Source organism: Janibacter anophelis NBRC 107843, from assembly GCF_001570945.1.
GTDB classification, from domain to species: Bacteria; Actinomycetota; Actinomycetes; order Actinomycetales; family Dermatophilaceae; genus Janibacter; species Janibacter anophelis.
In genome coordinates, this window is sequence record NZ_BCSQ01000015.1 from 1 (window position 1) to 26399 (window position 26399).

At 71.5% G+C, this 26399-nt stretch carries 35 protein-coding genes and 1 riboswitch; of the genes, 15 read left to right on the forward strand and 20 right to left on the reverse strand.

All coding sequences use genetic code 11. The annotated features are described in order from the left end of the window. Window positions 1–373 (forward strand): SelB domain-containing protein (locus JAN01S_RS05540; protein ID WP_174522272.1); only part of this gene is annotated, 373 nt, incomplete at its 5' end. On the opposite strand, the gene JAN01S_RS05545 is transcribed toward JAN01S_RS05540, so the two are convergent. From JAN01S_RS05545 to JAN01S_RS05555, 3 genes are all read right to left on the reverse strand, one after another. Further along, a complete protein-coding gene (locus tag JAN01S_RS05545) occupies window positions 370–768 on the reverse strand; it encodes a type II toxin-antitoxin system VapC family toxin (RefSeq protein WP_068314913.1) in 399 nt (132 codons plus the stop codon). The genes JAN01S_RS05540 and JAN01S_RS05545 overlap by 4 nt on opposite strands. Further along, a complete protein-coding gene (locus JAN01S_RS05550; protein WP_068314916.1) occupies window positions 765–1025 on the reverse strand; it encodes a type II toxin-antitoxin system Phd/YefM family antitoxin in 261 nt (86 codons plus the stop codon). Before JAN01S_RS05550 ends, JAN01S_RS05545 begins: the two co-directional genes overlap by 4 nt. 153 nt (window positions 1026–1178) lie before the next feature. Next, window positions 1179–1646, reverse strand: a complete 468-nt coding sequence (locus tag JAN01S_RS05555; protein ID WP_068314919.1) for an OsmC family protein — start codon at window positions 1644–1646, stop codon at window positions 1179–1181. Between the two features lie 32 nt (window positions 1647–1678). Continuing rightward, window positions 1679–1793, reverse strand: a riboswitch (SAM riboswitch). 189 nt (window positions 1794–1982) lie between these two features. Between JAN01S_RS05555 and JAN01S_RS05560 the strand changes: the two genes are divergently transcribed. After that, window positions 1983–2708, forward strand: a complete 726-nt coding sequence (locus JAN01S_RS05560; protein WP_068314922.1) for a flavodoxin family protein — start codon at window positions 1983–1985, stop codon at window positions 2706–2708. A 9-nt stretch (window positions 2709–2717) separates the two neighbouring features. Here JAN01S_RS05560 and yczE read toward each other — a convergent pair whose 3' ends face one another. Together yczE and JAN01S_RS05570 are read right to left on the reverse strand one after the other, a co-directional pair. Then, the gene (gene yczE, locus JAN01S_RS05565) at window positions 2718–3389 is read right to left on the reverse strand and encodes a membrane protein YczE (RefSeq protein ID WP_068314925.1); all 672 of its coding nucleotides are present in this window, start codon (window positions 3387–3389) and stop codon (window positions 2718–2720) included. A 4-nt stretch (window positions 3390–3393) separates the two neighbouring features. Continuing rightward, window positions 3394–4053, reverse strand: coding sequence for a TetR/AcrR family transcriptional regulator (locus JAN01S_RS05570; protein ID WP_068315075.1), 660 nt, complete (start codon window positions 4051–4053; stop codon window positions 3394–3396). Between the two features lie 110 nt (window positions 4054–4163). Between JAN01S_RS05570 and JAN01S_RS05575 the strand changes: the two genes are divergently transcribed. Then, on the forward strand, window positions 4164–4856 hold the full coding sequence (locus JAN01S_RS05575; protein WP_068314928.1) for a hypothetical protein: 693 nt from the start codon (window positions 4164–4166) through the stop codon (window positions 4854–4856). A gap of 14 nt (window positions 4857–4870) precedes the next feature. Here the strand turns inward: JAN01S_RS05575 and ppk2 are convergent, their stop codons facing one another. After that, window positions 4871–5761 carry a polyphosphate kinase 2 gene (gene ppk2 / locus JAN01S_RS05580; RefSeq protein ID WP_084360051.1) on the reverse strand — a complete coding sequence of 297 codons (891 nt, stop codon included), beginning with the start codon at window positions 5759–5761 and terminating at the stop codon, window positions 4871–4873. A 256-nt stretch (window positions 5762–6017) separates the two neighbouring features. On the opposite strand from ppk2, the gene ybaK reads away from it, so the two are divergent. After that, window positions 6018–6524, forward strand: coding sequence for a Cys-tRNA(Pro) deacylase (gene ybaK, locus JAN01S_RS05585; protein ID WP_068315078.1), 507 nt, complete (start codon window positions 6018–6020; stop codon window positions 6522–6524). A 102-nt stretch (window positions 6525–6626) separates the two neighbouring features. Here the strand turns inward: ybaK and JAN01S_RS05590 are convergent, their stop codons facing one another. Then, a complete protein-coding gene (locus tag JAN01S_RS05590; RefSeq protein WP_068314934.1) occupies window positions 6627–6962 on the reverse strand; it encodes a DUF952 domain-containing protein in 336 nt (111 codons plus the stop codon). Between the two features lie 124 nt (window positions 6963–7086). On the opposite strand from JAN01S_RS05590, the gene JAN01S_RS05595 reads away from it, so the two are divergent. Continuing rightward, window positions 7087–7503 (forward strand): helix-turn-helix transcriptional regulator, encoded by a 417-nt coding sequence (locus tag JAN01S_RS05595; protein WP_068315081.1) that lies wholly within the window; start codon window positions 7087–7089, stop codon window positions 7501–7503. Window positions 7504–7512: 9 nt separating this feature from the next. Further along, window positions 7513–7980 carry a VOC family protein gene (locus JAN01S_RS05600; RefSeq protein WP_068314937.1) on the forward strand — a complete coding sequence of 156 codons (468 nt, stop codon included), beginning with the start codon at window positions 7513–7515 and terminating at the stop codon, window positions 7978–7980. 55 nt (window positions 7981–8035) lie between these two features. Here JAN01S_RS05600 and JAN01S_RS05605 read toward each other — a convergent pair whose 3' ends face one another. Further along, a complete protein-coding gene (locus tag JAN01S_RS05605) occupies window positions 8036–9517 on the reverse strand; it encodes an NAD-dependent succinate-semialdehyde dehydrogenase (protein ID WP_068314940.1) in 1482 nt (493 codons plus the stop codon). 84 nt (window positions 9518–9601) lie between these two features. On the opposite strand from JAN01S_RS05605, the gene JAN01S_RS05610 reads away from it, so the two are divergent. Then, window positions 9602–10843 (forward strand): aspartate aminotransferase family protein, encoded by a 1242-nt coding sequence (locus JAN01S_RS05610; RefSeq protein WP_068314944.1) that lies wholly within the window; start codon window positions 9602–9604, stop codon window positions 10841–10843. Window positions 10844–10909: 66 nt separating this feature from the next. Then, window positions 10910–11428, forward strand: coding sequence for a DUF3830 family protein (locus JAN01S_RS05615; RefSeq protein ID WP_244884765.1), 519 nt, complete (start codon window positions 10910–10912; stop codon window positions 11426–11428). A 160-nt stretch (window positions 11429–11588) separates the two neighbouring features. On the opposite strand, the gene JAN01S_RS05620 is transcribed toward JAN01S_RS05615, so the two are convergent. Continuing rightward, entirely contained in the window at window positions 11589–12956 is a 1368-nt protein-coding gene (locus JAN01S_RS05620; RefSeq protein WP_068314948.1) for an amidase, read from the reverse strand. 1 nt (window position 12957) lies between these two features. Continuing rightward, complete coding sequence (locus JAN01S_RS05625) at window positions 12958–13941, reverse strand: D-2-hydroxyacid dehydrogenase (RefSeq protein ID WP_174522273.1); 984 nt, start codon at window positions 13939–13941, stop codon at window positions 12958–12960. A 70-nt stretch (window positions 13942–14011) separates the two neighbouring features. Here JAN01S_RS05625 and JAN01S_RS05630 point away from each other — a divergent pair, with 70 nt between their 5' ends. The 3 genes from JAN01S_RS05630 to JAN01S_RS05640 are packed head-to-tail and all read left to right on the forward strand — an operon-like array spanning window position 14012 to window position 16156. After that, on the forward strand, window positions 14012–14758 hold the full coding sequence (locus JAN01S_RS05630; protein WP_068314951.1) for a maleate cis-trans isomerase family protein: 747 nt from the start codon (window positions 14012–14014) through the stop codon (window positions 14756–14758). Further along, window positions 14755–15504, forward strand: coding sequence for a maleate cis-trans isomerase family protein (locus JAN01S_RS05635; protein ID WP_068314954.1), 750 nt, complete (start codon window positions 14755–14757; stop codon window positions 15502–15504). Before JAN01S_RS05630 ends, JAN01S_RS05635 begins: the two co-directional genes overlap by 4 nt. Then, window positions 15491–16156, forward strand: coding sequence for a GntR family transcriptional regulator (locus JAN01S_RS05640; protein ID WP_068314957.1), 666 nt, complete (start codon window positions 15491–15493; stop codon window positions 16154–16156). The genes JAN01S_RS05635 and JAN01S_RS05640 overlap by 14 nt, the downstream gene beginning before the upstream one ends. 160 nt (window positions 16157–16316) lie before the next feature. Here the strand turns inward: JAN01S_RS05640 and JAN01S_RS05645 are convergent, their stop codons facing one another. Together JAN01S_RS05645 and JAN01S_RS05650 are read right to left on the reverse strand one after the other, a co-directional pair. After that, on the reverse strand, window positions 16317–17081 hold the full coding sequence (locus tag JAN01S_RS05645) for a TetR/AcrR family transcriptional regulator (RefSeq protein WP_218000005.1): 765 nt from the start codon (window positions 17079–17081) through the stop codon (window positions 16317–16319). A gap of 170 nt (window positions 17082–17251) precedes the next feature. Beyond that, window positions 17252–18481 (reverse strand): Glu/Leu/Phe/Val dehydrogenase dimerization domain-containing protein, encoded by a 1230-nt coding sequence (locus tag JAN01S_RS05650; RefSeq protein ID WP_244884766.1) that lies wholly within the window; start codon window positions 18479–18481, stop codon window positions 17252–17254. A gap of 145 nt (window positions 18482–18626) precedes the next feature. On the opposite strand from JAN01S_RS05650, the gene JAN01S_RS05655 reads away from it, so the two are divergent. After that, window positions 18627–19541 (forward strand): LysR family transcriptional regulator, encoded by a 915-nt coding sequence (locus tag JAN01S_RS05655; protein WP_068314960.1) that lies wholly within the window; start codon window positions 18627–18629, stop codon window positions 19539–19541. On the opposite strand, the gene JAN01S_RS05660 is transcribed toward JAN01S_RS05655, so the two are convergent. The 3 genes from JAN01S_RS05660 to JAN01S_RS05670 are packed head-to-tail and all read right to left on the reverse strand — an operon-like array spanning window position 19538 to window position 21461. Continuing rightward, entirely contained in the window at window positions 19538–20158 is a 621-nt protein-coding gene (locus tag JAN01S_RS05660; RefSeq protein WP_068314963.1) for a DUF998 domain-containing protein, read from the reverse strand. The two genes, JAN01S_RS05655 and JAN01S_RS05660, sit on opposite strands and share 4 nt — an antisense overlap. Continuing rightward, the gene (locus tag JAN01S_RS05665) at window positions 20158–20529 is read right to left on the reverse strand and encodes a hypothetical protein (RefSeq protein WP_157075614.1); all 372 of its coding nucleotides are present in this window, start codon (window positions 20527–20529) and stop codon (window positions 20158–20160) included. The genes JAN01S_RS05660 and JAN01S_RS05665 overlap by 1 nt, the downstream gene beginning before the upstream one ends. Continuing rightward, the gene (locus JAN01S_RS05670) at window positions 20526–21461 is read right to left on the reverse strand and encodes an alpha/beta hydrolase (RefSeq protein WP_068314969.1); all 936 of its coding nucleotides are present in this window, start codon (window positions 21459–21461) and stop codon (window positions 20526–20528) included. The genes JAN01S_RS05665 and JAN01S_RS05670 overlap by 4 nt, the downstream gene beginning before the upstream one ends. A gap of 92 nt (window positions 21462–21553) precedes the next feature. Here JAN01S_RS05670 and JAN01S_RS05675 point away from each other — a divergent pair, with 92 nt between their 5' ends. Genes JAN01S_RS05675 through JAN01S_RS05685 form a run of 3 tightly spaced genes read left to right on the forward strand, consistent with a single transcriptional unit; the run spans window position 21554 to window position 23806 of the window. Next, complete coding sequence (locus JAN01S_RS05675; RefSeq protein ID WP_084360052.1) at window positions 21554–22189, forward strand: thioredoxin-like domain-containing protein; 636 nt, start codon at window positions 21554–21556, stop codon at window positions 22187–22189. Next, window positions 22186–22818, forward strand: coding sequence for a DUF305 domain-containing protein (locus JAN01S_RS05680; protein WP_084360053.1), 633 nt, complete (start codon window positions 22186–22188; stop codon window positions 22816–22818). Before JAN01S_RS05675 ends, JAN01S_RS05680 begins: the two co-directional genes overlap by 4 nt. 13 nt (window positions 22819–22831) lie before the next feature. Next, the gene (locus tag JAN01S_RS05685) at window positions 22832–23806 is read left to right on the forward strand and encodes a threonine ammonia-lyase (protein ID WP_068314975.1); all 975 of its coding nucleotides are present in this window, start codon (window positions 22832–22834) and stop codon (window positions 23804–23806) included. 60 nt (window positions 23807–23866) lie between these two features. Here the strand turns inward: JAN01S_RS05685 and JAN01S_RS05690 are convergent, their stop codons facing one another. The 5 genes from JAN01S_RS05690 to JAN01S_RS05710 are packed head-to-tail and all read right to left on the reverse strand — an operon-like array spanning window position 23867 to window position 26382. After that, window positions 23867–24568, reverse strand: coding sequence for a transporter substrate-binding domain-containing protein (locus JAN01S_RS05690; RefSeq protein WP_068314978.1), 702 nt, complete (start codon window positions 24566–24568; stop codon window positions 23867–23869). 30 nt (window positions 24569–24598) lie between these two features. Then, the gene (locus JAN01S_RS05695; RefSeq protein ID WP_068314981.1) at window positions 24599–25174 is read right to left on the reverse strand and encodes a GNAT family N-acetyltransferase; all 576 of its coding nucleotides are present in this window, start codon (window positions 25172–25174) and stop codon (window positions 24599–24601) included. Further along, a complete protein-coding gene (locus JAN01S_RS05700) occupies window positions 25171–25560 on the reverse strand; it encodes a type II toxin-antitoxin system VapC family toxin (protein ID WP_068314984.1) in 390 nt (129 codons plus the stop codon). The genes JAN01S_RS05695 and JAN01S_RS05700 overlap by 4 nt, the downstream gene beginning before the upstream one ends. Next, a complete protein-coding gene (locus tag JAN01S_RS05705) occupies window positions 25557–25805 on the reverse strand; it encodes a type II toxin-antitoxin system Phd/YefM family antitoxin (protein ID WP_068314987.1) in 249 nt (82 codons plus the stop codon). Before JAN01S_RS05705 ends, JAN01S_RS05700 begins: the two co-directional genes overlap by 4 nt. 28 nt (window positions 25806–25833) lie before the next feature. Further along, window positions 25834–26382 (reverse strand): GNAT family N-acetyltransferase, encoded by a 549-nt coding sequence (locus tag JAN01S_RS05710; RefSeq protein ID WP_244884767.1) that lies wholly within the window; start codon window positions 26380–26382, stop codon window positions 25834–25836. Window positions 26383–26399: the final 17 nt, after the last annotated feature.

A 26399-nucleotide genomic window follows, 5' to 3' on the forward strand; every position in this document is an offset into this window, starting at 1 on the left:
CCACGACCCGGCATCGGCCGGGCTCGGGCCCGCCGAGGCGGGCGTCGCGGCCGTGGAGGACAAGCTACGGGTGTCTCCCTTCGTCGCCCCGGAGAGCAGGGAGCTCGACGCGCTGGGTCTCGGCTCCACGGAGCTGGCCGCGGCCGCGCGGTTGGGGCGTCTGCTCCGGCTGCCCGACGAGGTCGTGCTACTGCCCGATGCGCCGGCGCGCGCGATGCGGGTGCTGGCCGCGCTCGAGCAGCCCTTCACCCTGAGCCAGGCCCGGCAGGCCCTCGGGACCACGCGGCGCGTCGCGGTGCCGCTGCTCGAACACCTCGATGCGCGTGGCTGGACCCGCCGGGTCGACGGGAGCCTGCGGCACGTCGTGCGCTAAGCGGAGGTGCCGGGCCTGAGGACGTGGAGGCCAGCTGACTCCGCCGCCGAACACAACTCCTGGTCGTAGGCGCCGATGACGTCGGCCTCGAGTCGGAGGGCAGTCGCCAGATGCAGCGCATCCTCGCTGCGAAGGCCCCACCCGCTCGTGGCTGCGCGATTGAGGTCCTCGCGCGTCAGGTCGACGAGGGAGACCATGTCCAGCACCGCATTGACCTCGGCCACATCCCAGACCGATCGCCGCTGCGCGGCGCAGTGCAGCTCGGTGAAGAGCAACCGCGAGGACAAGAGGACATCGGCTGCGTCCAAGGCGGTGAGGGCCTCCGCGAGGGCGTCCGACTCCGGCTCGGTGGCCAGGAGCTTGAATGCCGCAGACGTGTCGAGGTAGACGATCACCGGTCACCCCGGAGGTCCTGGAGGACCTCGGCGGTGTCGACACCCTCGACGCGGCGGATCGCCATGAAGTCGCGCCGTTCCCTGGCCGGCTGCACCTGCCCCGCGGACTCGGCCTCCTCGAGGGCCGTGGTGCCCAACGGGACCAACCGTGCGACCGGCTCCCCCCGGTTCGTGACGGTCAGGCTCTCGCCAGCGGCAACCCGACGCAAGACCTTCGGGCTGTCGTTGCGGAGCTCGCGGTGCGAGATGTTGGCCATGTAGCAAATGTAGCAACTGGCGGGTCCATGGACCACGCCCCCGGCCGAACGAACTACTGCAGGCCGCCCTTCGTAGCGTCGGCAGCACCTCGAGGTACTGCTGACGAGACGAACTGCTGCCTGCAGTAGTTCGTAGGCCGGGGGCCGGAGGGGTCAGGCGGCGGGCACCTCGACGGTCGTCGTCACCGGGACGCCGTGGGTGAGGTTGTCCAGGACGGGGCAGTGCGCGGCGACCTCCTGCTCGAGGCGGCGGTAGTCCGCCTCGCTCTCGGGGCCGCGCAGACGGACGGTGAGGTTGATGCCCTGGAATCCGGGGCGCACCGACTCATCCGTGCCGAGGAATCCGGCGAGGTCGAGGTCGCCGTCCAGCTCGACGTCGACGCCGTCGAGACGCAGGCCGAGCTTGTCCGACCACACCTGGTAGCTGATGACCGTGCACGAGGCGAGGGCCGCGAGGAGGTGCTCGACGGGGTTGGCACCCTTGTCCGTCCCGCCGAGGGTCGGCGGCTCGTCGATGGTGTAGCTGAACTGGCGGCTCGTGATCGCCACCTCGGTCCCGGTGACGAGGGACCCGGAGGTCGAGACGTTGAGCAGGGTCGTGGGGGCAGCAGTGGCCGTCATGGATGGCTCCTCTGATCAAGGGCTCGTGGTGAACCCATCGCTTGGCACGGCCGGTCGACCGCGCCCAGGTCCTCACCCGGGGCACCCCACCGACAGGTGGAGGGTTGCCGCCCAGCGAGCCGGGGCTTCGCGCTGGGACTCATGACCTGTACATAAGGTGACATGCGGTCATCCATAACGTCCAGTTATGTATCAGTGGTGGGACCGCGCATTCGCCCGGGCGGATGCGCGCACGGGAGGACCCCGCGACGCCGAGGCCCCGCCCGCGGGGACGGGTCCGGTCTAGCCTGAGGGAGCAGCCCCCTTCGCACTCCGCCGGCCCACCCAGGAGACGACATGACCGCATCGACGCCGACCGTCCCGGACACCGCGGGCCTGCGCGCCCTCTACATCAACTGCACCCTCAACAAGTCCCCGGCCATGAGCCACACCCAGGGACTGATCGACCGGAGCGCGGCAATCATGACGGCAGCCGGCGTCTCGGTGGACCAGTTCCGCGCGGTCGACCACGACATCGCGACCGGCGTCTACCCCGACATGACCGAGCACGGGTGGGCGAGCGACGAGTGGCCGCAGCTGCTCGAGCGCGTGCTCGCGGCCGACATCCTCGTCATCGCCGGACCGATCTGGCTCGGCGACAACAGCTCGGTGACCCGTCGGGTGATCGAGCGCCTGTACAGCCACTCCGGGGAGCTCAACGAGCACGGGCAGTACGACTACTACGGCCGGGTCGGCGGCGCGCTGCTCACCGGCAACGAGGACGGCATCAAGCACTGCTCGATGAACATCCTCTACAGCCTGCAGCACATCGGCTACGTCATCCCGCCGCAGGCCGACGCCGGCTGGATCGGTGAGGTGGGCCCGGGCCCGTCCTACCTCGACGAGGGATCCGGCGGCCCGGAGAACGACTTCACCAACCGCAACACAACCTTCATGACCCACAACCTCATGCACCTGGCGGCGATGCTGCGCGCCGCCGGCGGGATCCCGGCCCAGGGCAACCGCGTCGACGAGTGGGAGGCCGGGTCCACGCCCGACTCCACCAATCCCGAGTACCGCTGAGCGCCGGGGTCAGGCGTCGTCGTCCCGTCGCAACTCGACGGTGAAGAGGGGCAGGAAGAGCTGGGCGAGCGGCCCGATCGCGAGCGCGTAGAGCACGGTGCCGAGCCCCACGACACCCCCGAGGAACCACCCGACGACGACCACGGCGATCTCGATCCCGGTGCGCACCAACCGGATCGAGCCACCCGTCACGCGCGCGATGCCGGTCATCAGGCCGTCGCGCGGGCCGGGGCCGAACTGCGAGCCGATGTACATCCCGGTCGCGATGCCGTTGAGCACGATGCCGCCGATGAGCAGCGCGAACCGCCAGCCCAGATGGGTGGGCGCCTCGAGGACGGAGAGCACGAGGTCGGCGGAGGGTCCGATGAGCAGCGCGTTGCCGATCGTGCCGAGACCGGGCTTCTGCCGCAACGGGATCCAGCCGAGGAGGACGAGCAGCGAGACGCCGATGACGATCGTGCCGAAGCTCAGCGGGATGTGGTGCGAGACGCCGACGTGCAGGACGTCCCACGGGATCTGGCCAAGCGTGCCGCGCAGGACCATCGCCATCGAGGCCCCGTAGAGGAAGAGCCCGACGAGCAGCAGCGGCAGGCGTACGCCGAGCCGGCCAGCCCGCAGCTGGGCCAGGGGGCCGATGTCGGCGAGCTGTCGCCCGCGGGGTGGCGCGTCGTTGGTCGTCACCGGGTCAGCCTGCCTCCACGAGGCCGAGGGTGTCGACCTGCCGCTCCAGCAGCGCGGCGAAGAACTCGTCGGCCGGGTCCGCGCTGCCGACGAGGTGCCCGCCGAGCTCGAGCGTCACGGCCCCGACGAGCGCGGCCAGCTCCGCGATGACCGCGGCGGCGCGATCGCCCGTCAGACCGTCGGCGACCTCCGCGACCGTGGCCATCTGGGCCACAAGACCCGGCCGGACGAAGGGGGGCGCCTCCGCCCCCTTCGCCCCCACCTCGAGGAAGGGGGCCGCCACCGCCGCGGCCGCCGGGACCGTCTCGGGAGGGGCGACGTAGCCGGGGATGGGAGTGCCGTAGATGAGCTGGAACTCGTGCGGACGCCCCAGCGCCCAGGCGCGCAGCGCGTGGCCGAGGGCGACCCAGCGGCGGTCCGGACGGCGCGCGCCGACCTCGCCCAGCGCGCTCGCCAGCCCCTCGTAGCTCTCGAGGATCATCGCCGTGAGCAGCGCCTCCCGGGTCGGGAAGTACCGGTAGACCGCCGAGCTGACCATGCCGACCTCGCGGGCGACCGCCCGCATGGACAGCCCTCCCCCGCCGTGCTCGGCGATCTCCGCCCGCGCGGCCGCGAGGATCGCGGCGGTCGTCCGCGCCCTCGACTGCTCCCTGACTCCGACCATGCGACCGATCATGGCACACGAGCGAGAGCACTGCTCTTGTCAAGAGCAGTGCTCTCGTCTACGGTTGACGCAACCGAGAGCACCGCTCTCATTGCGGGAAGAGGGACACCATGCGATCGACCACCACCCACCACCTGGTCATGCCGGCCGCGTCGTCCGGCGTGCTCATCGCCGCCTACCTCCTGCTGCGGCCCTACGGCGACGCCGGCTCCCCGACCTCGCCCGAGGCGGCCGCGGCCTACGCAAGCACGTGGTGGGTCGTCGCCCACCTCGCCGGTGCCCTCGGGCTGGTCCAGCTGGCCCGCGTCGGGCTGCGCATCGACGACCTGCTCGGCACCACGACGACGATGATCGCCCGCTGGGCAGGGCTCGCCGGCGCGACGCTCGTCCTGCCGGTCTACGGGGCCGAGACCTTCGGCCTGCACTCGGTCGGGCAGGCCGCCGCCACGGACCCGTCGGTCATGTCACTGGTCGCCGGCGTGCGCGGCCAGGAGCACCCGGCGGGCATGACGATCTTCGGTCTCGGGCTGCTCCTGCTGGCCGTCAGCGGGATCGCGACGGCGCTCGCGTGGCGGGGCGCCGTGCGCTCGGGCCGGTGGACCGGGCCGGTTTGGGCCGCAACGCCGCTCGCCGTCGGCGCGGCGCTCGTGCTCCCGCAGTTCTTCCTGCCACCGGCGGGCCGGGTGGCCTTCGGGGTCGCCTACGCCGCGGCGGCCGCGCTCCTCGCGGTCACCGCCCAGTGGGCCGGCTCACGAGGGGGCGCGGGTGCCCCCTTCGTCCCGGCGGTGGAGGTCCGGGCCTGACGGACGCAGGGAGGTCAGTCGCCCACGATCTGCTTGCCGCGGGCGACGACCTTCTTGTCCGGGGCGTAGACGATCTGGGAGTCCTTGCCCTCGTACTCGAACTGGTTGAGGAAGAAGCGCATCGCGTTGATCCGGCCGCGCTTCTTGTCGTTGGACTTGATGACCGTCCACGGCGCGTGCTTGGTGTCGGTCCGCTCGAACATCGCCTCCTTGGCGGCGGTGTACGCGTCCCACTTGTCGAGGCTCTCGAGGTCCATCGGCGAGAGCTTCCACCGGCGCACCGGGTCGATCTGGCGGATGGCGAAGCGGGTGCGCTGCTCCTGCTGGGTCACGGAGAACCACAGCTTGGTCACGTGCACGCCCGCGTCGTTGAGCATCCGCTCGACCTTGGGCGCCTGGTCCATGAAGCCCTCGTACTGGTCGTCCGTGCAGAAGCCCATGACCCGCTCCACACCGGCGCGGTTGTACCAGGAGCGGTCGAAGAGGACGATCTCGCCGCTCGTCGGCAGGTGCTGCAGGTAGCGCTGGAAGTACCACTGGCCCAGCTCGCGGTCCGTGGGCTTGGTGAGCGCGACGACCCGGGCACCACGCGGGTTGAGGTGCTCGGTGAAGCGCTTGATCGTGCCGCCCTTGCCGGCCGCGTCGCGTCCCTCGAAGAGGAGGACGAACTTCTGCCCCGTGTCCTGCGCCCAGTACTGGAACTTCAGCAGCTCGATCTGCAGCAGGTACTTCTCGACGTCGTAGTCGTTGCGCGTCATCAGCTCGTTGTAGGGGTAGTTCTCCCGCCACGTCTCGACGGCCCGGCCGTCGGGCTGGATGAGCATCGGGTCGTCGCCCTGGTCGTCGCGGACGGTGTACCCCTCGGCGATGAGCCGGTCGATGTACTCGCGGAGGTTCTGCTGCATGAGGTGTGGATACCACGGCGAGGTGACCGGCAGGTGACGATGTACTGGCCGAGGCCACCACGCTGGCCGAGGTGCGAGGGACGAGCCTCGACCCAATGCTGGCCGAGGTGCGAGGAATGAGCCTCGACCCAATGCTGGCCGAGGTGCGAGGAACGAGCCTCGAGGCCCGCTGGCCGAGGTGCGAGGGACGAGCCTCGACCCAATGCTGGCCGAGGCGCGAGGAACGAGCCTCGAGGCCCGGTGGCAGGCTGGCCCCATGGCCAAGAGGACGAAGGGCGGCGGCGCCACCCCTGCGACGCGGGCTCTGGCGGCGGCAGGCCTCACGTACACGGAGCACCCGTACGAGCACGACCCCGCCGCGCCCTCCTACGGCCTCGAGGCGGCCGAGGTCCTCGGGGAGCCGCCCGAGCGGGTCTTCAAGACCCTGCTCGCCCAGACGGACCTGCCTCGCGACCACGGGCTCGTCGTCGGGATCGTGCCCGTCGCGGGCCAGCTCGACCTCAAGGCCCTGGCCGCTGCGGTCGGGGCGAAGAAGGCGACGATGGCCGACCCCGCCCTCGCGGAGCGCACCACCGGGTACGTGGTCGGCGGCATCAGCCCGATCGGCCAGAAGCGCCCTCTCACGACGGTCCTCGACGAGTCGGCGCTGGGGCACGACACGGTCTTCGTCAGCGGTGGGCGACGTGGGCTCGACCTGGAGATCGCGCCGGAGGACCTCGTCCGGGCCACGACCGCAGTGACGGCGGCCATCGCGAGAGTCTGAGACGCGACTGCGTGTCGTACTGCAGTTCGGCTCACCGGCCACGAGAGATCGCGGGCAGCAAGGGCGCGCCACCACGAACTGCAGTACGACACACCTCCGAGCTCAGCGCTCGAGCGGGTCGACCTGACTGACGCACCCCACCGGCAGGTCGCCGCCATAGACGTGCGGGAAGAGCTCGTCACCACCGAGGACCGCGGGCTCGTAGCGCACATCGAGGCCGTGGACGCCCAGGGACTGCTCGTCGAGGGTGAGCACGAGCAGCGGCTCGTTGACGCCGGCATAGAACCGGCCCAACACCCCGGCGAGCTGCTCCGCCGAGCCGCTGCAGTGCATGAACCCCTCCTCGGCGATGGAGCGGCCGAGCGTCGAGACCGGGTAGGTGCCGGTCTGCTGCGCAGCCTGCCAGTCGGACTCGAGGGCGATGTGCTGGAGCGTCATGGGTCCATGGTGCCCCCTTCGAGGCTCGTCGCAGGGCTCCTCGCACCTCAGGGAGCGTGTCAGGCTCGGCCGTGGGCGGCCTCGCACCCGAGGGAGCCGCAGGCGCGATACTCGACAGGTGAGCATGAGCCCGCGCGAGGACCAGAACCGGCGCCTCCTGCGTGCCCGCGACACGATGGACCGGGACTACGCGAGCCCGCTGGACATCCCTTCGCTCTCCCGGGTGGCACTGATGTCGCCGGCGCACTTCTCGCGACAGTTCACCCAGACCTTCGGCGAGACGCCGCACCGCTACCTGCAGCGGCGCAGGATCGAGCGGGCCATGGCCATGCTGCGTGACCACGACCGCAGCGTCACCGACGTCGCGCTCGCCGTGGGGTACGACAGCCTGGGGACCTTCAGCCGGACCTTCCGCGAGATCACCGGGCGGACGCCGAGCGAGTTCCGCGGCGACAGCGAGCTCGACGCCCCGGGGTGCGTCGTGCGGCGCTGGACGAGACCGAGCAGTTTCGGAGAAGCGCCCGGCACCCCACGTCCCTAGGTTGGAGCCATGTTCACAGGGATCAGCCACCACTCCGTCTACGTCCTCGACCAGGACCAGGCGCTCGACTTCTACTGCGGCAAGCTCGGCTTCGCGGTGAGTGCCGACGTCGACCTGGGCTTCATGCGCTGGCTCACCGTCGCGCTGCCCGCCCAGCCCGACCGGCAGATCATGCTGGAGGTTCCGGGCGCCCCCTTCGTCGACGAGGAGACCGCGGCGCAGCTGCGGGACCTGCTCACCAAGGGCGCGCTCGGAGCCGCCGCCATCCTCACGACCGACGACTGCCGGGGCACCTACGAGGACCTGCGGGCGAAGGGGGTGGAGTTCACCGAGGAGCCGACCGAGCGCCCCTACGGCATCGACTGCGCGCTGCGGGATCCCTTCGGCAACCACGTGCGGATCACGCAGCCGACCGAGGGGCCGGTGACGGCCAAGGACTTCGAGGAGCAGGGCGAGTACGCGCGCGACCTGACCTGAGCGTCACAAGGTCTCGAGGCTCGCTCGCTGCGCGAACTCACACCTCGACCCACGGTCACATCTTCACCCCGATGTACTTCGTCTCGAGGAACTCGTCGATCCCGCTCAGACCCCCTTCGCGGCCGAGGCCGGACTCCTTGATGCCGCCGAAGGGGGCGGCGGGGTTGGAGACGACGCCTTGGTTGAGGCCGACCATGCCGGCCTCGAGGGCCTCGCTGACCCGCAGCCCCCGGTCGAGGCCCTGGGTGAAGACGTACGAGATGAGGCCGAAGGGGGTGTCGTTGGCCATCGCGATCGCCTCCTCCTCGGTGTCGAACTCGGTGATCGCCGCGACCGGCCCGAAGATCTCCGCCTCGGCCATCTGGGCGTCGGCGGGCACGCCGGTCAGGACCGTCGCCGGGTAGAAGTAGCCCTCCCGGTCGACCGGCTCACCTCCGAGGGTCGCGGTCGCGCCCCGGCCGACCGCGTCGCGGACGAGCTCGTCGACCTTGTCCACCGCCTTCTGGTTGACGAGCGGGCCCACGACGACACCGTCCTCGACGCCCCGGCCCATCGGCAGTGCGCCCATGCGCTCGGCGAGCCGGCGGCCGAACTCGTCTGCGAAAGAACGCTGCACGAGGATCCGGTTGGCCGCGGTGCAGGCCTGGCCGATGTTGCGCATCTTCGCCGCCATGGCTCCGTCGACCGCGACGTCGAGGTCGGCGTCGTCGAAGACGATGAAGGGGGCATTGCCGCCGAGCTCCATCGACGTGCGCATGACCGTCTTGGCCGCGAGCTCGAGCAGGTGCTTGCCGACCGGCGTCGACCCGGTGAAGGAGAGCTTGCGCGAGCGCGGGTCGAGGATCATCGGGCGCATGACGTCGTCGCTCTTGCTCGTCGTGACGACGTTGACCACACCGGCGGGCAGCCCGGCCCGCACGAGGATGTCGGCGAGCGCGAGGGTCGACAGCGGGGTCTCGGCGGCCGGCTTGATGACCGAGGTGCAGCCGGCCGCGATGGCCGGGCCAATCTTGCGGGTGCCCATGGCCATCGGGAAGTTCCACGGCGTGATGAGCACGCACGGCCCGACGGGCTGGCGGGCGACGAGGAAGCGCGAGCCTCCGGCCGGCGCCGTCATGTAGCCGCCGTCGATGCGCACGGCCTCCTCGGCGAACCACCGGAAGAACTCGGCGGCGTACGCGATCTCCCCCTTCGCCTCCGCCAGCGGCTTGCCCATCTCGAGGGTCATGATCAGCGCGAGCCGGTCGACGTCGGCGAGCATGAGGTCGCGGGCACGGGTGAGGATCTCGCTGCGCTCGCGGGGCGCGGTCGCGGCCCACTCCGCCTGCGCGTCGGCGGCCGCGTCGAGGGCGGCCGCTGCTTCGTCGGGGTCGGCGTCGGCGATCTCGCACAGCGGCTGCCCCGTCGACGGGTCGACGACCGACATCGTCGCCCGGGTGGTGCGCCACTCCCCTGCGATGAAGAGACCCGTCGGCACGGAGGCGATGGCCTCGCGCTCCTGCTCCTGGGTGACTTCTGGCGTGTCCGTCGTGGTCATGGAAGGCTCCTTCGTCAGCGTCCTTGCCGTCCCCCTCACCGTAGACGTATTGTCAACAATCAGACGAACAACCCGGAGGTTCCGATGACAGCGCTGTCCCCCCTGCTCAAGCAGGCCACCCCCGTGACGATCGACCACGCCCTCGGCAGCGAGGTCTTCGACGTCGACGGCAACCGCCACCTCGACTTCACGGCCGGCATCGGCGTCGTGAGCACCGGCCACTGCCACCCCAAGGTCGTCGCGGCCGCGCAGGAGCAGGTCGGCAAGCTCATCCACGGCCAGTACACGACGGTCATGCACCAGCCGCTGCTGCGCCTCGTCGACAAGCTGCAGGACGTCCTCCCCTCGCACCTCGACTCGCTCTTCTTCGCCAACTCCGGCAGCGAGGCGCTCGAGGCCTCCCTCCGCCTGTCGCGTCAGGCGACCGGCCGGCCCAATGTCATCGTCTTCCACGGTGGATTCCACGGGCGCACCGTCGCGACGGCGACGATGACGACCTCCGGAACCCGCTTCTCGGCCGGCTTCTCGCCGCTCATGGGCGGGGTGCACGTCGCTCCCTTCCCCACCGCGTACCGCTACGGGTGGAGCGAGGAGGAGGCGACCGCCTTCGCGCTCAAGGAACTCGACTACATCCTCGCGACGCTCACCTCACCGCAGGAGACCGCCGCCTTCATCGTCGAGCCCGTGCTGGGCGAAGGGGGGTACATCCCGGGCAACACCGCCTTCTTCCAGGGTCTGCGGGAGCGGGCCGACAAGCACGGGATCCTGCTCGTCATGGACGAGGTCCAGACCGGATTCGGGCGGACGGGCAAGATGTTCGGCCACGAGCACTTCGACGTGCGCCCCGACATCATCACGCTGGCGAAGGGGATCGCCTCCGGCTTCCCGATCTCCGGCATCGCGGCCTCGCAGGAGCTGATGAGCAAGGCGTGGCCCGGCTCCCAGGGCGGCACCTACGGCGGCAATGCCGTCGCCTGCGCCGCCGCCGTCGCCACCCTCGAGGTCATCGAGGAGGAGGGCCTGGTCGCCAACTCCGCCGAGCGCGGCACGCAGCTGCTCGAGGGCGCCCGGGCGGCGGCCGTCGACGGGATCGGTGACGTGCGCGGTCTCGGCCTGCTCGTCGGCAACGAGTTCACCGCCGCCGACGGCACCCCTGACACCGCCCGCGCCCAGGCTGCCCAGCAGGCCGCGGCGAAGAAGGGCCTGCTCCTGCTCACCTGCGGCGCGCACATGAACGTCGTGCGGATGATCCCGCCGCTCGTCGTCACCGCCGAGCAGGTCGACGAGGCCCTGGAGATCTGGGGCAAGGTCCTGGCGGAGGTCTGAGCCAGTCGCCGATTGGAGGTAAACCCGCTGATCAATCGCCCGCGCGTTTACCTCCAATCGCAGCACATGAATATCCCGTTGGAGGTGCGCGTGAGTAGGTACATGTCGATCGCTCTCGAGTCGCGCGGCGTGGTGTGCCGGGCGCGGCTGCTCGACGACGAGGCGCCGCTGACCTGCGCCGCGGTGTGGGACGCGCTGCCGGCCGGCGGCGACGCCTTCCACGCGAAGTACGCGCGCAACGAGGTCTACACACTCATCCCGCGGATCACCGCGGCACCCCACCGGGAGAACCCCACGGTCACCCCGATCCCGGGCGACGTGTGCCTCTTCGATTTCGAGCCGTGGGAGATCGGCAACCCCGCCTACGGGTACGAGCCGGGGTCGACCGCGCACGCCGAGCAGGGCGCGACCGACCTGGCGATCTTCTACGGCCGCAACAACCTGCTCATCAACGGCGACATGGGGTGGGTCCCGGGGTCGGTGTTCGGCGCGATCGAGGAGGGCCTGTCCGAGATGGCCGAGGCCTGCAATGACCTGTGGCGCAACGGGTTCGCCGGGGAGCGGTTGGTCTTCGCCCGAGCCTGAGGGTGCGTGCGCACAAGGGTCTCCTGGTGCGGCCGGTGGCCGAATCCGGCATGTCGTGCACCAGGAGACCCTGTCGCGTACAGGCTCGGTGGGTCAGACGCCACGCGCAGCCGCCCGGGCAAATGCGCGCCCCGCGACGAGGACCGCCCCACCCGACAGGTCAGGCGAGCACCGACTCGATCCACCGGGCCACGGCCAGGACGAGGTCGTCGGAGTGCCTCGGGCCGATGATCTGCAGCCCGACGGGCAGGCCGGCCTCGGTGGTCCCGCACGGGATGCTGATCGCCGGCTGCTGGGTCATGTTGAAGGGGTAGGTGAACTGGGTCCACTGTGGCCAGGTCGTCAACCCGCTGCCCGGGGGGACGTCGTGGCCGGCTTCGAAGGCGGGGATCGGCATCGTCGGCGTGATGAGCACGTTGTGCTCCTCGTGGAAGGCGCCCATGGTGATCCCGAGGGCCGCCGCGACCGCCCGCGCCTGGAGGAACTCGACCCCACCGGTCCGCTCGCCGCGGTCCCAGAACTCCTCCAGGGCGGGGTCGATGGTCTCCCGCACCTTCGGCATGCTCCGCAGGAGCGTCGCCGCGCTGACGCCCCACAGCAGCTCGAAGTCCTCGAGCGGGTCCGCGAATCCCGGGTCGGTCGCCGTCACCGGCAGCCCGGCGGCATCGATCTTCGCCACCGCCTCGTCGCAGATGCGGCCGACCTCCGGGTCCACGTCGACGTACCCGAGGGTCTTGGAGTAGGCAACGGGCAGCCCCGTCACCTCACGGTTGAGCTCCCCGCGGAAGGTCGACCGCGGCGGCGCGAGCGAGGTCGGGTCGCGATGGTCGGGCAGGCTGATGATGTCCATGAGCAGCGCGGCGTCCTCGACGGTGCGCGTCATCGGTCCCGCGTGGGCTAGCGGCCCGAAGGGGCTCGCCGGGAACATCGGCACGCGCCCGTGGGTCGGCTTGAACCCGACGATGCCGCAGAAGGATGCCGGGATGCGGATGCTGCCGCCGGCGTCGGTCCCCACCGCCACCGTCGCCATCCCCCCGGCCACCGCGGCCGCAGCGCCGCCGGACGAGCCGCCGGCGGTCATCCGCGTGTCGACGGGGTTGCGCGTGACCCCGGTCAGGGGCGAGTCGGTCACGCCCTTCCACGCGATCTCGGGAGTGGTGTTCTTGCCGACGAAGACCATCCCGTCCTCGCGCAGCCGGGCGGTGACCGGCGCGTCGACGTCCCACGCCTGGTCGGGGTCGATCGCCCTGGAACCGCGCAACGTCGGCCAGCCCTTGGTGAGGAAGATGTCCTTCATCGAGGTCGGCACGCCGTCGAGCAGACCCTTGGGCGTCCCGGCCTGCCAGCGCGCCTCGGACTCGCGGGCCTGGACCAGGGCGCTCTCCCGGTCGACGAGGCACATCGCGTTGATCTCGCCGTCGACCTGCTCGATGCGGTCGACGATCGCATTCGTCACCTCGACGGGTGAGAGCTCCTTGGCGCCGTAGGCCGCGACGAGCTCGACGGCGGTCATCTCGGTGGGGGTCATCTCAGCTCCCGTCAGTCGGTACGTATCCCAGGGTCGTGTCGACGACGTGCCGCAGCGGCTCCTCGTCGACCCAGCGGACGAAGTTGTCGGCGAACAGCCGCACGAGCTCGTCGCGCCACCCGATGAAGTCCCCCGAGTTGTGCGGGGTGACGAGCACGCCCGGCAGGTCCCACAGCGGGTGGTCCGCGGGCAGCGGCTCGGTGGCGTGCACGTCGAGCGCGGCTCCGGCGATCGCCCCCTCGCGCACGGCGGTCACAAGGTCGTCGGTGACGACCGACTCGCCACGGCCGACGTTGACGAAGCGGGCGTGGTCGGGCATCGCGCGGAAGGCAGCGGCGTCGAACATCCCCCGCGTGTCGTCGGTGAGCGGGGCGATGCACACGACCCAGTCGGCGCCGGCGAGCGCGTGGTGCAGGTCCGCCTGCGCCGTCACCGTCCCGAAGTCCGGGTCGTCGGTGCGTGCTCGCCGCCCGGAGCCGGCGACCTCCATCCCCGCCGCCCGCAGCAGGCGGGCGACGGCGCGACCGATCTGGCCGGTGCCGACGACGAGCGCCCGGGAGCCGGCGACCCGCTCGGACTCGCGGTGCACCCAGCGGCGGGCCTGCTGCAGCTCCCACGAGCGGGGCAGGTCCTTGGCGAAGGCGAGAACCACACCGAGGACGTACTCGGCGATGGCGCCGTCGAAGACACCGCGGGAGTTGGTCAGGACCACGTCGCTGCCGCGCACCTCCGGCGAGAGGAGCGCGTCGACACCCGTCGAGGCCACGTGGATCCACTCGAGGGCGTCGGCCGACGGCCAAGCATCGGGGATGGCGCTGGAGAAGAAGTCGTAGGCGAAGAGGACCTGCGCGCCCCCGATGGCCTCCGGCAGCTCCTCTGCGGTCGCGTAGCGGACCTCACGGGCCCGCTCGACGACCGGCGCCATCGCCTGCTCGCCGGGGAGGTCACCGTCGTGGAGCACCACGACCACGGGCTGCCTGGGCATGTTGACAACGTATGAGCGGGTTCCTAGATTGTCAACAATCTGGCAATCCAAGGCGAAGGGCGGTCCTCGCGTGGAGCTGACTGGCGTCGAGTTCGACGGTCCGCTGGCCCAGCGCGGCATCGGCGTGATCGCCCCCTTCGACCTCGCGCTGGAGCGTGAGCTGTGGCGCTGGGCGCCTCTGGAGGTCACCTTCCACCTGGCGCGCACCCCCTTCGAGCCGTTGCCGGTGAGCCTCGAGATGGCGCAGCGGGTCTCCGACGTCGCCGCGCTGCAGACCGCCACCCGGGAGCTGCTCGGGGTCGAGCCCGAGGTGGTCGCCTACCTGTGCAGCTCGGGCAGCTTCATCCACGGCCGCGACGGCGAGGTCGCACTCGCCGACGCCATCCGCGCCGCCGGGGCCCCCGACGCGGTCACCTCCTCCGGCGCCCTCGCAGAGGCCGTCACCGCCCTTGGGCTGCAACGGATCTCGGTCATCACGCCCTACGACGCCCCGCTGACCGACCGGCTCGTCGCCTTCCTCGGGGAGCTGGGCGTCGAGGTCGTCACCGCCCAGCACCTCGGTCTCGGCGGTGGCATCTGGCGGGTCAACTACCGCACCGTCGCCGAGCTCGTCTGCGCCGCCGACGACCCGGCCAGCGAGGCGCTCTTCGTCTCCTGCACCAACCTGCCGACCTACGACATCATCGACCCGCTCGAGCGCGACCTCGGCAAGCCGGTGCTCACCGCCAACCAGCTGACCGTCTGGTCCTGCCTCGACCGCCTCGGGCTCCCGATGATGGGACCGGGTCGCTGGCTCGGGGAGGTGTTCGGGCGATGAGCACGACCTCCCGAGCCGAACCCGTGACGGCGGGGATCATCTACCCCGACCACGCGGCCGAGGACGAATACCCCTGGGCGGCAAAGCTGCTCGGTCACCACCTGCCGGTCACGCACGTCTACGGCACCGACCTGCACGCCGTGCCCGAGCTGCTCGACCTCGGCCGGCCCGACCGACTGGCCGGCGGCGCCGCCGCCCTCGCCGAGCACCGGCCGCAGTCGGTGATGTGGGCGTGCACCTCCGGCAGCTTCGTCTACGGCCCCGAGGGGGCGCGCGAGCAGATCGACCAGCTCGCCGCGGCCGCGGGCGTCCCCGCGTCGAGCACGAGCGCCGCCTTCGTCGGGGCGCTCGCCCACCTGGGCCTGACCCGCGTGGCGGTGGCCGCGAGCTACCCGCAGGCCGTGGCCACGCTCTTCGTCGACTACCTCGCCGCGGCGGGCGTCGAGGTGCTCGCCATGTCGAGTGCCGGCATCGACACCGCTGCCGAGGTCGGCGCGCTCACCCCGGAGCAGGTCGTCGACCTCGCCGCGGCGCACGACCATCCCGAGGCGCAGACGCTCCTCGTGCCGGACACGGCGATGCGTACCCTCGCGGTGATCCCCGACCTCGAGGCCCGCCTCGGCAAGCCGGTGCTCACCGCCAACCAGGTGACCATCTGGCAGGCCCTGCGGCTGGCCGGGGCGCGGCCGACGTCGTCCGCGCTGGGGGCCCTCTTCGCACGAAGGCAGGACGATGCCGGTCAGTGACCTCACTCCCCCACCGCGGCGCTCCACCGTCGAGCTCATCGCCGACGAGCTGCGCGGCGCCGTGATGTCCGGGCGCCTCGAGCCGGGCGAGCAGCTCGGCGAGGCGGAGCTGGCCGCGCACTTCGAGGTCTCGCGCGGACCGCTGCGCGAGGCGATGCAGCGTCTCGTCTCGGAGGGGATCCTGCACGCGATCACCAACCGTGGCGTCTTCGTCAGCGAGCTGACCCTCGACGACGTGCGCGACGTCTACCGCACCCGCTCGGTCATCGAGCGGGGCGCGCTCGAGATCGTCATCGCGGAGGGACGACGCGAGGAGACGGCGGCCGAGCTGGCGCAGGTCGTCGAGCGGATGCACACGGCCGCGGCGAAGGGGGACGGTCCGGCGGTCTCGGACGCGGACCAGCACTTCCACGAGGCGCTCGTCGAGGCCTCACGCAGCCCGCGGCTCACCCGGGCGATGCGCACCCTCATCGTCGAGACGCGGATGTGCCTGGGCGAGCTGCGCACGACCTACACCGACCTCGCGACCCAGGTCGAGGACCACGACGCCCTGCGCCTGGCGATCCTCGAGGCGACACCCGCGCGGGCCAAGGCGGCGCTGCAGGCCCACCTCGACGACGCGGTCGAGCGGCTCGTTGCCAAGCGCACCTGACCCGCGCGGGTTTCTCTCTCCTCCCCCGGACTCCGGGTGGGGCGCGCATCCCCCTGACTGACGCGCGCCCCGGCCCTCCACCCGCGCACGCCCCGAGGACGTACGCGGTGTCGGGCCATCCGGGTCTCGGTCGCCCCCTGCAGCGACCGAGGCCCGGACGTCATGCCCCCCGTTGCTGCAGCCCGCTGGCTGCTGGGCCCCCCTCCGGCACCTGGAGCGGCGGACCCGTGACCGGCTCGATGCCGCCGAAGGCCGCGAGGTCGGCCATGATCTCGCCGAGCGGACGTCCCCTGGGGGCCACCTCGACCAGTCCGCGGATCGTCGCCGCCAGGGTCAGGGCCACGAAGCTGCGCGGGTCGATCGACGGCAGTTGCGCGTGCAGCGGCCCGGTGGTCTCGTCCGTGAGGAACTCTGCGAGCACCTGCTGCATCTGCGGCGTGTACCCATCGGGCTGGCCGTTGGGCAGCTTGCGCTCCTCCGACACCGCCAGGCCGATGCCGAGGAGGGTCACGACATTGGTCAGCCCGATGGCGACGTCGGCGGTGTGGCCGCGACGGACGAGGGCGGCGATCTCGGCGGACAGCATCGTGCGCCCGGCCTGCCCGCGGGGGAAGAGCTGCTGCATGTACGCGCCGATGCCCGGGTGCTCGACGACGAAGTCGAAGAGCTGCATGCCGAAGGAGACGAGGTGCGGCTCGAGGGCTTGCTCCGGGTCCTCGACGATCTCGAGGTCGGCGAGCACGGCCTCGCCGACGAGGCGCTCCAGGTCCCAACGCCCGTCGACGTGGCGGTAGAGCGCGGCCCCGGTGACACCGAGACGGGCCGCGACGGCGCTCATGCTCAGGTCGCGCATGCCGATCTCGCGCCCCACCCGGACGATGTCGTCCGTGGTGATGGTCGCCGGCCGCCCACCCGTGCTGTTCACCGAACCTCCGCGAAGTTACACCCTCTAACTAAGGGTCGGAAGAAGGATAAACAGGGACCCTCGCCGCTGTCGAACCGGAATCCCCCCTCGACTCTGCATTGCCCTACGACAATGCAGAGTCTTGACGTCGAGAGGTCGTATTGCCGTAGGGCAACGCAGGGACCCGGCGATCAGGGGATGACGATCTCCACGCCCTCGAGCAGGTGCAGGTTGGTCGACGCCAGGGCGAAACCGGTGTCGCGCATCGGCGTGCCGTCCTGGGTCCAGCGCTCCGCGAGCACCGCGACCTTGGACTGCATCTCGGTGGCCAGCCGGCGGAAGGAGTCCTGCGGGTCGGTGCCCACCTGCCCCTGCAGCAGCCACCAGGCCCACGCAGCCGCACCGGCGTTGGCGATGAAATCGGGCACGACCGGCACGCCGCGGGCGGTGAGCGTGTCCTCGGCGCTCGACGTCGTGGCGGCGTTGGCCGCCTCGACGACGACCTTGGCGGCGACCTCGTGGACGTTGTCCTCGCGGATCGCGTAGGAGATCGCGGCGGGGACGAAGACCTCCGCCTCGAGCGAGAGGATCGCCTCGCGCGGCAGCTGCTGCACGTGCGCGGGCACGCGGGTCCGGTCGATCTCGCCGTACTCGTCGCGCAGCTCGAGCAGGGCCGGCACGTCGAGACCCCGGCGGTCGACGAGCGTGCCGGCGGCGTCGGCGACGGCGACGACCTTGGCACCGGCCTCGTGCAGGTACCAGGCGGCACCGCCGCCCATCGTCCCGACGCCCTGGATCGCCACCCGCGTCCGCTCGACCTCCCAGCCGAAGGCCCGGGCCGCGCCCAGGCAGGCCTGGGCCACGCCGTAGCCACCGATGACGTCACCGAGCGGCAGCCCGTCGGTGAGCACCTCCAGCCCGGCATGCACCCGGGCGAGCGCAGCCTCGGGCTGCGGGGCCCGGGAGATCGCCGCGTGGAAGGACTGACCCAGCCCGACCTCGGCGAAGGCCGCGTCGATCCGCTGCTGGGTGACCCCCAGGTCCTCCGCGGTGACCCACCGACCGTCGAGCCACGGGCGCATCGCCTCGAAGAATCTCGTGAGGACACCGAAGGCCCGCGGGTCCTTCGGGTCGAAGTCCACGCCCCCCTTCGCCCCACCGACGGGCAGGCCGAAGGCGGCCGTCTTGGTCGCCATGCCCCGCGCCAGGTCGGCGACCTCGGAGCGGGTGCACCCGGCGCGCATGCGGGTGCCACCCGTGGCGATGCCGCCGACGAGGGTGTGCACGACGAGGTGACCGGTCGCACCCGTCACCGCGTCGGTCCACGTGATCTCGTGGGCCGGCGCGCGATCGACGAAGTCGGCCGCCGGATCCGAGCCCGGGGTCCGCGTCAACCATCCCGTGTTGTCCGCCAGCGTCACGTGCGATCACCTCATCCGTGTCAGGAGCACCTACTCCTCCACCATCGGATGTGACCTGCTTCACGTCCAGTTACAGAAGGTGCACGTGATCGTGCACCCCAGCTGAACGATCCACGGACCGGCGCCGTGCGCCTAATGTGGCGTCATGGAGCTGTCCCTGCGACGACTGCAGATGCTGCGCGAGCTCCACCGGCGCGGCACGGTGACCGCTGCCGCCCAGGCCCTGCACTACAGCCCGTCGGGTGTCTCCCAGCAGCTGGCCCAGCTCGAGCGCGAGGTCGGCGTCAAGCTCATCGAGAAGACCGGCCGGCGGGTCCAGCTCACCGAGCTCGGCCTGCTCCTGTCGGAGCACGCGGAGGAGATCCTCGGCTCGGTCGAGCGGGCGACCGCGGCGATCGAGTCCGCGCAGGAGGGGATCACCGCGCGCCTGACCGTCGCCGTGTGGGCCTCGGTGGCCTCGGGCCTGCTGCCGCGCACGCTGTCCGTGCTCCACGCCGCCCACCCGGGCATCGCGGTCAGTTCGACCGAGCTCCTCCCGGAGGAGACCGCCGACGCCGTCCGCGAGGGACGGCTCGACATGTCCTTCGTCATCGACTACTCGCGCCTGGCCTCCGACTGGGAGCCGGCGCTGCACCGCTCGGTCGTCGCCGTCGAGCGCCTGCACGCGGCCGTTCCCGAAGGGGTCGTACCTGACGACACCGTGTCGCTGGCCGCCCTCGCGGAGTTCCCGTGGATCCTCGCGGGGCCGCGCTCGCACTTCGGCCGGGCGGTGCGGGCCGAGTGCCATGCGCACGGCTTCGAGCCGCGCATCGCGCACACGGTCGAGGAGCAGTTCACCGCCTTGGCGATGATCGCCGGCGGTCTGGGGGTCACCCTCGTCTCCGACCTCGGCCTGACCCTGCTGCCGCCCGGCGTGGACGTCGTCCCCCTCGAGGAGCCGGTGCTGCGGACCCTCTCGGTCGCCCATCGGGCGAGCTCGACTCCGCGCCCGTCGATCGACCTCTTCGTCGAGGCGGCGCGCACGGCGGCGGCCGAGCAGGGGCTCGGCGCGGCGACCTAGTCCCGCGACGCCGCCGGGGCAGCGAGCACGACGAGCCCGGCGACGACCTGCCAGACGATGACGGCGTCGACGGCCAGTCGCTCGGCGAGCCCGAACCCGACGCCACCCGTCCAGACCAACGCGATGCCGGCGCACGAGACGAGTGCGCAGAGCGCGGTCCAGGCCGCCAGCACCCGGTACCGGCGGGCGAGCGCGCCGGTGATCGCCACGAGCAGCGCCGTGCCGCCGCCGATCGCCAGCAGGGCGCCGAGCCCGTGCAGGTTGGCTCGGTCAGCGGTCAGGCCGATGGGGGCGAAGCCGACGAGCACCGTGCCGGCCCCGTGGACGATGGCGAGCGGGAGCACCGCCCAGCGCCACCTCGGGACGAAGGGGGCGAGCACGAGGGCCGCGAGGGCGACCCGCACCCCGCTGGCGACGAAGGTCGCGTTCATCGCCACGTGCCGGGTCGACTCCGTGTGTCCGGTGTCGGACGACATGACCTCGGGGACGCCGAGGAGGCTGATCGCGTCCTCGGTCCACTGGTAGGGCCGCCCCTGCCACCCGGCGACGGCCCAGGCCTCGCCGAGCAGGTAGGCGAGGGCGAGCAGGAGCAGCAGCCCGCCGACGCGGCGGCGCATCAGACCCCGGACGAAGGGGGTGCCCCGGGGGCGTCGTCAGCCGAAGGGGCGTCGCCGGCGGCGGGTCCGCTGGCGGCAGGAGCGTCGGGTGCCTGGTCGGCGACGATGTCGACTCCGGCCACCAGGCCGGAGCGCACCTTGCCGAGCAGGTCGGTGGCCCGACCGCCTGTGAGGCGGTCGGCCTCGCCCTCGGCTCGGCCGAGCAGGCCGTGCGCCTGGTCGCGGTGGTCGGCGGCGAAGGTCCCAGCCGCTGCCACGGCCTGCTGCGCGTACTTGGCCGCGGCCGCCCCGGCGGCCGCGAGGTGCTCCTCGAGGCGCAGGTCCTCGATGGCCTTGCGGGCGTCGTGCTTCTTGTCGACCACGGGACTCATGCCCCCTTCGTCGGGAGGTGCTCGTCGAGCCAGCCGATGATGTCGGCGGTGACCTCGTCGCGGTTGGTCTCGTTGAGCAGCTCGTGGCGGGCGCCGGGATAGAGCGTGGTGGTGACGTCCCGGACGCCACCGGCGCTGAAGGCCTCGCCGAGGGCACGTACGCCGGCGCCGTCCTTGCCACCGACGGGGTCGTCGGACCCGGAGACGACGAGCAGGGGCAGGTCGTGGGGGACGCGGGCGGCCAGCCCGCTCAGGCGGTTGACTCCACCGAGCATGTCGGCGAAGAACCCGGCGGTGAAGACCCCGCCGCAACGCGGGTCGTCGACGTAGGCGCGCACCTCGTCGCGATCCCGGGAGAGCCAGGCGAACTCGCCCTCGTCCTTGAACGGCTTGTTGTAGGCGCCGAAGGTCATCGTGTCCAGGAGCTTCGACGTCGCGCGACGACCCCGGATCCGGCCCTCCACGGTCGCCACTGCCTGACCGACCTTGCCCAGGAGTCCGGGGTCGGCCGCAGTACCGGACAGCACCGCGCCGGCGTAGTCCTGGCCGTAGCGGGTGATGTGGTCGCGGCCGAGGAGCGAGCCCATCGAGTGCCCGAAGAAGAAGACCGGCAGGCCGGGGTGCTCGTCGTTGATGGCCTGCGCGATCGTGTGCATGTCCTCGACCACCGTGTCCCACCCGTGCTCGTCGGCGTAGTAGCCGCGATCGTCGGGGGCGCTGGAGGTCGAGCCGTGGCCGCGGTGGTCGTGCATCCACGCGGCGTAACCCGCGTCGGTGAGCGCCTGGGCGAAGCGCGCGTAACGACCCGAGTGCTCGGCCATGCCGTGGGCCATCTGGACGACCGCCTTGGGCTCGCCGTCGGGTTGCCACACACGGACGAAGAGCGGCAGGCCATCCTGCGAGGAGGTGATGGTCGTCGTCGTCGATCGCATGGGTTCACACTAGTGGTGACGACCCTCAGCCGACCTTCAATTGACGGTGCAATAATCCGCGGCAGCCCCCGCCCCCCGACCCCGAGGGACCCATGAGCAGCAAGCAGCAGAAGTCCGCCCGCGAGGCCAAGTTGGCCCAGGCCCGCAAGGAGGCACAGGCCAGCGAGCGCAAGCGCGCCCTCCTCCTCGCCGGCGCCTCCGGTCTGGTCGTCCTCTTCATCGCCGGTGCCGTGGGCTGGGCGATCCTGAGCGAGCGCGAGGAGCGCGCCGCCTCGGGCGACCTGTCTGCCGTGAAGACCTTCGACTACAACGGCGGCAACCACGTCGACGGCACGATCGACTACAAGGAGTCCCCGCCCGTCGGCGGCGAGCACAACGACGTCTGGCTCAACTGCGGTACCTACGACGAGGCCGTACCCAACGAGCACGCCGTCCACTCCCTCGAGCACGGCGCCGTGTGGATCGCCTACGACCCCGAGCTGCCCGAGGCCGACGTCAAGAAGCTCGACGACGCCCTGCCCGACACCTACACCGTCCTCGCCCCCTACGAGGGCGAGATGGGCTCCAAGATCGTCATCTCCGCGTGGAACCACCAGCTCGAGCTCGACTCGGCCGACGACCCGCGGATCAAGGGCTTCGTCAAGGAGTACCGCCAGGGCCCGCAGACCCCCGAGCCGGGCGCGGCTTGCACGGGTGGGGTGACCCCTGAGACGAGCCTGGTCAAGTGACCCCCAAGGTCGTCCTCGCCGTCGTCGTCGCGCTCGCGCTCGGCCTGCTCGGCGGACTCTCCCTGAGCCGCACCGGCGAGGGCGACCACCCGGGTGACCGCAGCGTCGCCGCCGGCTTCGCCCGCGACATGCAGACCCACCACGACCAGGCGGTGCAGATGTCGTGGATCATCTACGACCGCACCGACGACCGGCTCGTCCGCTCGCTCGCCTACGACATCGCCCGCACGCAGTCGCACCAGTCCGGGCAGATGGCCGGCTGGCTGCAGGTGTGGGGCCTGTCCCCCACCGGTCCCGGCCAGCCGATGGACTGGATGAAGGGGCTGGGTCACGACCACGGGAGCGAGCCTTCGGAGCTGACCGACGAGGGCCTCATGCCCGGGATGGCCTCCCAGGAGGAGATCACCAAGCTCGAGGGCATGCGGGGCAAGGAGGCGGAGATCTACTTCCTCCAGCTGATGATCCGCCATCACAACGCCGGCGTCCCCATGGCCGAGGTCGCCCGTGACTACTCGCAGAACGAGGCCGTCGAGACCCTCGCCCAGTCGATCATCAACAGCCAGACGACCGAGGTCGAGACGATGACCACCATGCTCGAGGAGCGCGGGGCGCAGCCCATGCCCGAGTGACACGATGACGTCCATGGACTTCGGCATCGACAGCATCCGGGCCGCGGCGCAGCGCCTCGAGGGCCGGGTCCGGCGGACCCCCTTGCTCTCCTCCCCGATGCTCGACGAGCTCACGGGCGCAACGGCGCTCGTCAAGGCGGAGGCGCTCCAGCTGACCGGCTCGTTCAAGATCCGCGGCGCCCTCAACACCCTCCTTTCCCTGACGGACGCCGAGCGGGCGGCCGGGGTGCTCGCCTTTTCCACCGGCAACCACGGGCAGGCGGTCGCCGCGTCCGCGCGGATGACCGGCTCGACCGCGACAATCGTCATGCCGCAGGACGCGCCGCGGATCAAGGTCGACGGGTGCCGCTGGTGGGGCGCGGAGGTCGTCTTCTACGACCCCGCGACGCAGGATCGCGAGGAGGTCGGGCGCGGCCTCGTCGCCGAGCGCGGCCTGACGCTCGTGCACCCCTACGACGACGTCCGGGTGATGTCGGGTCAGGGCACCGTCGGTCTCGAGATCGTCGACCAGCTGCGCGAAGGGGGCCACTCGCCCGACGCGATCGTCCTCCCGTGCAGCGGTGGTGGGCTCTCGTCGGGAGTCATCACGTCGGTGCGGGAGACGCACCCTGGGGCGGCCCCCTTCGTCGTGGAGCGTGATGGCTACCCCAAGATGGCGCGGTCGCTCGCCTCCGGGCGAGTCGAGAAGGTGCCGGCCGTGCCGGTCTTCCTCGACGCGATCGGCTCGCCGACGGTCGGCGAGCACACGCTCGCCGCGCTCGCGCGGCACGGCGTGACCGGGCTCGAGGTCACCGACGACCAAGCGCGGGTCGCGATGCGTGAGGCGGCCCGCACCCTCAAGCTCGTCGTCGAGCCCGGCGGGTCGGCCGCGCTGGCGGCGCTCATCGCCCAGCGGGAGCGCTTCGCCGGGCAGACCGTGGTCGTCGTGGCGAGCGGCGGCAACGTCGACGCCTCGGTCCTCGCCGAGGTGCTGGCACCCGCGCCCTGAGTCACGCTGATCGAGGTGCGAGCGCCTCCGGGCGCGAGCCTCGAGATCGAGTCCTCGCCCTCAGCTCTCCGGCACCGTCGCGACCTGACCCGCCCGCTCGAGACTCTCCGCGACGAAGCCGCTCGCCTTGAGCTCGGCGACGATCTCGTCGAGCCCGGCCACGAGCCGCTCGGGCCGCTCCCGCGGGACGGCGACGGCCTGACGGATCGCCTGGAAGGCCGGCTCGAGCACCGTCAGCCCGTGCTCCTGCGCATAGGCCGTGATCGGCTGGCGCACGCCGGAGAGGATGTCGGCTCCCCCTGCGTAGGCCTGCTCGACCTCGTCACCCCGCACGATCGTCGCGTGCTCGATGGTGCGGGTCAGGTAGAGGTCGTAGGCGGATCCGCGGCGGGTGGCGATGGTCCTCCCCGGCCGGTCGACGTCGGCCACCGTGAGCGAGGCGTCACGGGTGGCGAAGACGCCCTCGATCTGGACATACGGGGTCGTGAAGCGCACGCCCTCCTCCCGCGCCGGCTCGATCGCGAGGAAGCCGAGGTCCGCGCTCCCATCGACCAGGGCCGCGTAGGCGTCGCGGGCCGCGGTCACGGGCAGCAGCTCGACGTCGACCCCGAGACGGGCCGCGACCTCCCGAGTGATGTCGACCGTCACGCCGGTGGGCTCCTGCGGCGTCCCCTGCACGAGGACGGGGTTGCCGAGGTTGATGACGGCGCGAAGGGGGCCGGCCGGGCAGAGGTCGGCGCGGAGTTCGTCGAGTGAGGTCATGGGACGAGTCTCTTCTTCGCTACGACTGCGTCAAGACAGGGCGGCCAGCAGTTCGTCCGAGACAGGTCGGTCGGCGAACAGCAGTCGGATGAGGGCAGGGTCCTTCCTGTCAGGACCCCTGTGCCAGCACGCCAGGCCGAGCTTGGCCGCGGTCCGCGCTGACGCCCGGTTGTCCTCGATGATTCGAGCGACGACAGGCGCCTCGGGGTGGACCCGGACTGCGGCGGCCAGGGCGGGACGGGTCGCCTCGGTGGCCAACCCTGCGCCCCACACCCGATGCGACAGCCCGTACCCGACGTTCCACCAGCCGGCCGGCCTGAGCCAGCACCCGGCATTGCCCAACACCGTGTCATCGCCGTGCGCCCTCACGATCCAGGGCGCGAGCCCGTCCGTGCGCCAAGACGCGATCCACCCCGACAACATGGCCCGCGTCGTGCTCTCGGCGTAGGCGCCGGCCGGGTCGTGCGGCCATGTCGCGGAGTCCGCGTAGATCGCGTGCAGGCCAGGCAGGTCATCCAAGGTCGGCACGTCCAGCCGCAGGCGCTCAGTCGTCAGATGCCGCAGATCGCCACCCCACGTGCCCAACCGTCCATCCGGGCTCATCATCGGGGGGCGATGACCGTCAGACCGAGCGCCTGCGACGCCTCCGCCATCCGTCGGTCGTACGTGACCACCGCGTCGACGCCGATGCGCACCGCAGCCGCGAGGTGAAGGGCGTCGAGCGACCTCAGGTGACGCCCCGCGATGAGTCCGGCCTCCCGGAAGAGTGACGCCGGCACGTCGTGGAGGTCGACCCCTGTCAGGAGTCGGGAGACACGCTCCTGCCCGAGCGCATCGTGTCGCTGGGCTGCTCTGCGCAACTCGGTCTCCAGGAGCAGGCAGGCCACGAGTTCCACCTCTCGGCCATCCAGCTCCTCGACCAACGAGCGCGTCTCGGCTTCCTCGACAAGGAGTTTGAGCGCTGCCGACGTGTCGAGGTACCAGCGCCTCACCGATCACCCCTCAAGTCGTCGAGGAGGTCGCTCGTCGACTCGGGGAGCCGCACGCGCTCGAGGTCGGCCCACGCGAAGGGTCGCGAGGCGGGCTTGACGATCCGCAGGTCCGGCTCGTCCACGAAGGGGGTCAACCGGGCGACCGGGACACCGCGGCGGGTCACCGTGTACGTCTCACCCTGCTCCACCCCACGCATGATCTCCGCATTGTCGTTGCGCAACTCGCGCTGGCTGATCGTGGTCATGGACCGAGCGTAGCGCTTCGTAGCACATCTACGCGAGGGTCGCCGCGCGCTCCTCGTGTGTGAGCGGCCGGTCCGCGCAGACGAGCCGGACCGCCGCCGGGTCGGGGTTGCCCGCGTCGGGCCCGCGGTGCTGGAGCATCAGGCCGAGCTTGTCCGCGACCCGACGTGACGCGTGGTTGTGCTCGAGCAGGAGGGCGACGACCGGCACGTCACGCACCCGGACCGCGGCCGCGAGCGCCGGCCGGGAGGCCTCCGTCGCCAGCCCCCGCCCGTGGGTCTCAGGGGCGAAGCGGTAGCCGAGGTTCCACCAGCCGTCCCGCGGCGAGCACCCGGCATGGCCGAGGACGACGTCGTCGTCGAGGGCGCGGACGATCCACGGCCCGAGGCCGATGTCGCCCCAAGCGGCCATCCAGACCTCGAGCATCGACCTCGTCCGCGCGGGCTCGGTGTGCCGCAGGGTCGGGAAGTGCGTCCACACCCGCGGGTCCGAGTAGATCGCGTGCATCTCGTCGAGGTCGTCGGCCGTCGGGATGTCGAGCCGCAGTCGCTGGGTCGTCAGGTGCCTCAGGTCGTCCACCCCTGCAGCCCATCGCA